Consider the following 6,467-nt stretch of genomic DNA (forward strand, 5'->3'; position numbering starts at 1 on the left):
CTCTCCGCGAATAGCAGCAAGCGCGACTTTTGCTTTAAAGGCCGGACTATGGTTTCGACGAGCACGTCTGGTCATGGTGGTCTCCTGTTCTTGGCAGCATGCCAGTTTCAGAAGCTAAATCCACTTAGACAACCTGTCCGAATTTCCCAAGCCAGCTCTCCTCGCGAGTAGCTGCACCTTACAGATCGGATGAATTGCGACAATCGGGATGCAGTAAAAGTGCAAACAGCAGGAAGCGCGGTGCGAATCCTGCCGAGAGCATAAGCAGGTGTCGTTAAGACTTATCGAATAAGGCCGAACCGAAAACCCTCAGCTACCGCGTGTGTTCTATTCGATGCATGCAGCTTTCTCGCAGCCGAAGCCAGATACCAGTCCGCAGTATGCTGAGAGATGTTTAGGATCTGACTGATCTCCCAACTTGTCTTACCTGCAGCTGCCCACTTCAGGCACTCAAGTTCACGAGGAGTAAGGCGATGGCGAGAACGGGTGGTGTTTGCACCAGCTAGTTCACGCACCTTATTACTCGCATAAATACCAACCAGATGAAGAACACTGATTTCGCGTTCATTCAGTCGCACTTCTGCTCCACCAAAAATCAGCATGCCTTGATAGTTCTGAAGGCCACGCACTGGCACACAAACGCCGTCATACATTCCGTAATCGCGCGCTTCTGACAGGATTTGCTGTGCAGCTGCAGAAAGGTTGCGATCACGGGCAACACTGGACCAAAGGAATGGACGACTAGCGGTGCGCGCTTTCGCGACAATTGGATCGTTTTGTACGTAATCACGGTCGAGATAACGTTGTTGCCATTCAGATCGCCAACCACTCAACATAATTGACCCATCAAATGATGCGCCAGCTTCGGGGATCGCAGCGAGACAAAAACTTGTAAAGCCAAAAGACTGACCAAGTTCAGCAAGACGCTTAGAAACACCATCAGGTGCCTTTTCGTTATTAATAGATTCAACAAATTCTAGTGCAGCAGTCAACGAATTCATTTTATACGCCCCTACATATAATGCCTCCAACAATCTTACCTTACGGAATGTGCGCCTGATTTATAAGGTGAAGCTATTACCCATCATCTAAAGGAGTCTAACTATTTTCACAAGAATAAATAAATGTATTCAATTTTACTTCTCTCCCAATAGAAATATGCCCATAGATATTAGTGATGTTAAATTGCACTATTTTTTATTAGAAAAGCCTCTTTTAAAAATTTCATATCTCAAATTATAAATAGATTTTTATTGGGAAAATACATTGAAAATAGTGCGTTAACACTTGGTTAGTGTTTTCTTACTGATACGGCTTCGCATTTAATTCAATGAAAACATATACTTTTTCACATATGATCGAGATCAGATTTCGCACTTCTATTTGCCCTGCATAGATGCAAAAACCTCAACGATATATCTGAGGGGGACAACGGGGACAACTCCATTCCAGCGCCGCTTTGGGCTCAAAATGCTCCTTATCTTATCGGGCGATTCACATAATCATATGCTGAGAAGAGCTCTCCAGAACGAGACCGTAGTCTCATCTGCAAAGACTTGCGCAACCCTTGATAGAAACGCCCGGATGGTAGTTTCTGGCCCTCGACACCAGCCGCAGCCTCTCACTTGCTTGAATTCTCGCGGTGCAGCGAATGACCGGATTGTCCGCTCTTCAGTTGTAAAAGCGCATCACGCTGAGAGGCCAATTCGGGTCAACGGAGGGCATTCCAGTATGATAGTTTATTACTGAGTATGGAACTTTATTACTCACCGACAAGAGCAGCAAAGCTAGCATCGTCAGGTCGGGTTCACCGAGCGCTTACAGCGAAAACCACTCCAATACTTTAAAACTACTGTCTATGTTGAATTGTAATGACACAACGTATTAGTGTCTTCCCTGCTTACAGGCAGAAGATTAGCGAAGGACAAAATCGATGGATGATCGCTTTCGGCTCTTTGAACGATTGGCTGCACAAAAATGATGACTTCAACCGGGATAATACTTTATTTTCACCCCAGACCTCACACTCTTAAATGGTATCCGCCCAATTGGGGCTGAAGAACTGTGCGACTTTCCATGAACCTGCTGAATAAGCATCGGGGTGCGCTTGAGCGTCTGGCAGAACGGGGCAGATCCCGTTCCCTGCTCAAAGCGCATGGCTGCGATTTCTCTTCCAACGACTACCTTGCGCTGACAACAGCACCGGAATTGCGTTTAGCTGCTGAAAACGCTCTGCAACGAGGCGTTGGTATCGGGGCTGGCGGCTCCCGTCTTCTGCGTGGCAATGCCGCTGAACATGAAGCACTGGAAGGCGAAGCAGCAAAACTATTTGGCGCAGAACGCGCATTATTCTTCGGTGGTGGTTACAACGCCAATCTGGCCATGTTCTCAACACTTCCGCAAAATGGCGATCTGGTTCTGCACGACAGCCTGATCCATGCCAGTGCGCATGATGGCATCAAGCTGGGCTCCGCTCAATCCATGGCCTTCCGTCACAATCAGGTTGACGATGCACAGGCCTGTATCACGCAATGGCGTGCGCAAGGCGGAACAGGCCGTATCTGGCTGGCCTGCGAAAGCCTCTACAGCATGGATGGTGATCAAGCTCCAATCCGGGAGCTGGTAGAACTCGCCGACCGATATGACGCTTTTCTGCTTGTTGATGAAGCCCACGCAACCGGTGTGCTGGGCGAAGGTGGCAGAGGTCTGGCCTCTGAGTTCGAAGGCCGAGAAAACATTATTTCACTCCACACCTGTGGCAAGGCACTTGGTGCGTCCGGCGCCCTTGTCTGTGGCCCGGCGGTGATGATCGACTATCTCATTAACCGCGCCCGCGCGTTCATCTACGCCACAGCACCATCACCATTGGTAGCAGCTATCGTGCGTGCGTCTCTGGAGCTGGTACAGAACCAGCCACAGCGGCGTCAGCAACTGGCGGGCATCGTCACCCATGCAAATGTGGAAATGGAACGTCTTTGCGGCCAAAAAGGCAGTGGAACACATATTTTGCCGTTTCTCATTGGCGACGACAAACGCACCATGCAAGCTGCCAAGGCCCTGCAAGAGCGAGGCTACGACATCCGCGGCATTCGCCCGCCAACAGTACCACGGGGCACTTCCCGGCTACGTATTGCTTTAACCTTGCACGCCAGCAAGAGCGACATATCCAGCATGTTTGAAGTGCTTGCAGAAGAAATGGAACTGGTTCCGTTATGACAAAACCAATCATCGTTACCGGCACTGACACTGGTATCGGAAAAACGCTCTTTTCTGCAGCGCTGACACAGGCTCTTTCCGCCACCTACTGGAAACCTGTCCAGTCCGGTCTGGAGGAAGAGACGGACACGCAAGCCGTGACGCGCCTCACGGGATGCAAGGCTTTGCCAGAAACTTATCGCCTACAAGCGCCGGCATCACCGCATTTTTCTGCTGAAGAAGAAGGCGTCCTGATTGATGTCGACAACCTGACCCTGCCGGAAGTCGATGGTCCTCTGGTGGTTGAGGGGGCAGGTGGCCTCATGGTCCCACTCACCCGTGAAACGCTTTACGTCGACCTCTTCAAGAAATGGCAGGCACCAATTGTTTTGTGTGCCCGCACCGGTCTTGGCACCATCAATCACAGTCTCCTGTCTATAGAGGCGCTGCGCGCACGAGGCTGCAATTTGCTGGGCATCGTATTCATCGGTGATGAAGTGCCAGATTCTGAGCGCACTGTTGCACAATACGCAAACGTGAAAAGCCTTGGCCGCTTGCCGCAACTGCAAGAGATCACCCCAGAAACAATCGGAACAGCGTTTGCAGAAAACTTCTGTCTGGAAGACTTTTACGCGCAAACCGGAGAGCCCACTTAATGTCGAAGAGTTCACCGATCTGGCACCCGTTCACGCAGCACGCAGTGCAGCAGGAAATGATCAGGATTACTGGCGGCTCAGGCGCCTACCTGACAAAAGCAGATGACGAACAGCTGTTGGATGCCATCGCCTCCTGGTGGGTCGTTACCCATGGGCATTGCCACCCGCACGTAATTGGCGCTCTCAAAGAGCAAGCCGAAAAGCTGGATCAAGTGATCTTCGCTGGCCACACACACGAACCGGCTGAACAGCTGGCACGTCAGCTGCTCAGCTGCACGCCTGATGGGCTGGACTATGTGTTCTTTTCCGACAGCGGCTCCACAAGCGTGGAAGTGGCTTTGAAAATGGCGCTCGGCTATTGGCATCATCTGGGGGAAAAACGTCAGCGTATCGTCGTTATGGAAAACAGTTACCACGGCGATACGATTGGCACGATGTCTGTTGGCGAGCGCGGTGTTTTCAATCAACCCTACAATCCACTTCTCTTTGATGTGGCCAGGGTACCTTTTCCATTTGAAAGCAACGCGCAAAATACGTTGGATGAGCTGGAAAAAGTCTGCGCGCAGGGCGATGTGGCAGCCTTCATCATAGAACCGCTTATTCTCGGCGCTGGCGGCATGTTGATGTATTCCGCTGAAATACTGCGTGCTATCTATGAGATCTGCAAGAAGCACCACGTGTTATTTATCGCTGATGAAGTAATGACTGGCTGGGGCCGCACTGGCAAACTATTTGCCTGCGAGCATGCGCAGATCACACCGGACATTGCGTGCTACTCCAAAGGCCTGACAGGCGGATCGTTGCCACTTGCTGTTACAATGTGTTCTGCCGCGATTTACGACGAGCATTATTCATCAGACAGAAGCAAGACCTTCTTCCACTCAAGCTCCTACACCGCAAACCCAATTGCCTGCGCAGCCGCAGTTGCAAATCTGGAAATCTGGGAGAACGAGCCAGTCTATGACCGCATCGAAGAGCTCATAAAAATGCAAGCAGCAGGCCTGGCGCGGTTCGAAAACGATGACCGGTTCACCAACATTCGCCAGACCGGCACCATCGCCGCTATGGACATCAACGTTAAGGATCACGGTTACCTATCCGACATTGGGCCACGCCTTTATGCGTTCTTTCAAAAGAAGAACATATTGCTGCGCCCACTTGGAAATACACTCTATTCTATGCCGCCCTACTGCGTAACGCAGGGTGACATTAACCAAATCTACGACGCCATTGCCGAGGCAGCTGATGAACTCCTTTAATGATCGCGGTGGAGTGATTGGCTTCGGGCATTATGCACCGGAAAGACGCGTGCCAAATGCTGAAATCGAGCAAGACCTGGAACTTGGAGAAGGCTGGATCGAGCGCCGTACTGGAATTCGCGCCCGCCGGTATGCGGCACCTGATCAGGCTCTTACGGATATCGCTCTGCCAGCCGCGCAGATGGCCATTGAAAATGCCGGTATTGATCCAACAAAGATCGGCGTGACCTTGCTGGCAACCAGCACGCCAGACCATCTTTTACCACCTTCAGCTCCGCTGCTGGTTCATAAGCTTGGCCTGCCAAACTCCGGCGGTATCGACATGGCAGGCGCCTGCGCGGGTTTCCTCTACGCACTTGCCATGGCTGACGCCTATGCCAAAGCGCAGGGCACGGCCGTCCTTGTGGTCGCTGCCAATATTCTAAGCCGCCGCATAAACCCCATGGAACGCGCCAGCCGCGTGCTTTTTGCCGATGCAGCAGGCGCTGTCGTAGTTACGCCGCCTACGCATGGTGGGCAGGGTATCCTTGCAGCGGATCTTGCCTCTGATGGCACCTATTACGACCTCATCAAGACCTCTGGCGGCGGCAGCAGCAATCCATATCGCCCCGATATGGACCCGAGCGAATATCTGATGAGCCTGAAAGGCGGTCAGACAGTGTTCGCCAAAGCGGTGACCACCCTCACAGACTCTGCCATGAAGGTTCTGGATAAAGCCGGGCTTAAACCAAGCGATGTTGACCACTGGATACCACATCAGGCCAACTCACGGATCATAAACGCTGTCGGAACTAATCTTGGGTTAAACTCAGACAAGACACTGATGACACTGGGGGAATACGGCAACAGCTCAGCAGCGACTATCCCGTTTAGCCTGTCCAAATGCCGTGAACAACGCAGCTATAAGACAGGCGACAAGTTGTTACTGTCTGCCATTGGAGCCGGGTTCGTCAGTGGAACTGTATTGGTGGGTATATAGAAAAACCAGTGCTGTCACGTTAACCAGAGTTTGATCGCAAAAGCCTCCCTCCAGGCACAAGTCAGGCGTTGATCATTGCCGCTTGCTTCCACTTAGCAAAATCGTTGAGACGGTGACTTCCCGCGCACTTCTTTTTCGATCTCATAGTGTTTTGCGATGCGCTGGATGGCCTCACCAGCCACGCTTGATCCTTGCGAGGCGTGGATATCCACGAATTTGCGCCTGATATGTGCAACGCAAGCCATTTCCGAGGCCTTGTCTTGTGCGAACAGCCCGTTAAAACGGTGTTATCAAGTTAACTTTGGCTCCAGCTCCGATTGGTAGTTGGGCAACATGACTTGTGCTCCGATCAGTTACAAACGCCATCGTTTTCCACCC

The 6,467-nt window shown here is 51.5% G+C and carries 6 protein-coding genes; 4 read left to right on the top strand and 2 right to left on the bottom strand.

Features of this window, described 5'->3' with window-relative positions; all coding sequences use genetic code 11:
- Window positions 1-281: 281 nt before the first annotated feature.
- Window positions 282-1,001 (bottom strand): LuxR family transcriptional regulator, encoded by a 720-nt coding sequence (locus BMZ51_RS22840; protein WP_068009391.1) that lies wholly within the window; start codon window positions 999-1,001, stop codon window positions 282-284.
- A gap of 1,075 nt (window positions 1,002-2,076) precedes the next feature.
- On the opposite strand from BMZ51_RS22840, the gene BMZ51_RS22845 reads away from it, so the two are divergent.
- Genes BMZ51_RS22845 through BMZ51_RS22860 form a run of 4 tightly spaced genes read left to right on the top strand, consistent with a single transcriptional unit; the run spans window position 2,077 to window position 6,089 of the window.
- The gene (locus BMZ51_RS22845; protein ID WP_068009393.1) at window positions 2,077-3,216 is read left to right on the top strand and encodes an 8-amino-7-oxononanoate synthase; all 1,140 of its coding nucleotides are present in this window, start codon (window positions 2,077-2,079) and stop codon (window positions 3,214-3,216) included.
- A complete protein-coding gene (gene bioD / locus BMZ51_RS22850) occupies window positions 3,213-3,851 on the top strand; it encodes a dethiobiotin synthase (RefSeq protein ID WP_068009395.1) in 639 nt (212 codons plus the stop codon). The genes BMZ51_RS22845 and bioD overlap by 4 nt, the downstream gene beginning before the upstream one ends.
- Window positions 3,851-5,110: an adenosylmethionine--8-amino-7-oxononanoate transaminase gene (locus tag BMZ51_RS22855; protein ID WP_068009397.1), complete on the top strand. Its 1,260-nt coding sequence runs from the start codon at window positions 3,851-3,853 to the stop codon at window positions 5,108-5,110. The genes bioD and BMZ51_RS22855 overlap by 1 nt, the downstream gene beginning before the upstream one ends.
- A complete protein-coding gene (locus BMZ51_RS22860; RefSeq protein WP_068009400.1) occupies window positions 5,097-6,089 on the top strand; it encodes a beta-ketoacyl-ACP synthase III in 993 nt (330 codons plus the stop codon). The genes BMZ51_RS22855 and BMZ51_RS22860 overlap by 14 nt, the downstream gene beginning before the upstream one ends.
- A 92-nt stretch (window positions 6,090-6,181) precedes the next feature.
- On the opposite strand, the gene BMZ51_RS22865 is transcribed toward BMZ51_RS22860, so the two are convergent.
- A complete protein-coding gene (locus tag BMZ51_RS22865) occupies window positions 6,182-6,361 on the bottom strand; it encodes an IS66 family transposase (RefSeq protein WP_082825701.1) in 180 nt (59 codons plus the stop codon).
- Window positions 6,362-6,467 lie beyond the last annotated feature (106 nt).

It is taken from the genome of Pseudovibrio axinellae (assembly GCF_900110875.1).
GTDB classification, from domain to species: Bacteria; Pseudomonadota; Alphaproteobacteria; order Rhizobiales; family Stappiaceae; genus Pseudovibrio; species Pseudovibrio axinellae.

Coding starts and splice junctions, on each gene's coding strand:
- BMZ51_RS22840 (WP_068009391.1), bottom strand. CDS start 1,001: ATGAATTCGTTGACTGCTGCACTAGAATTTGTTGAATCTATTAATAAC.
- BMZ51_RS22845 (WP_068009393.1), top strand. CDS start 2,077: ATGAACCTGCTGAATAAGCATCGGGGTGCGCTTGAGCGTCTGGCAGAA.
- bioD (WP_068009395.1), top strand. CDS start 3,213: ATGACAAAACCAATCATCGTTACCGGCACTGACACTGGTATCGGAAAA.
- BMZ51_RS22855 (WP_068009397.1), top strand. CDS start 3,851: ATGTCGAAGAGTTCACCGATCTGGCACCCGTTCACGCAGCACGCAGTG.
- BMZ51_RS22860 (WP_068009400.1), top strand. CDS start 5,097: ATGAACTCCTTTAATGATCGCGGTGGAGTGATTGGCTTCGGGCATTAT.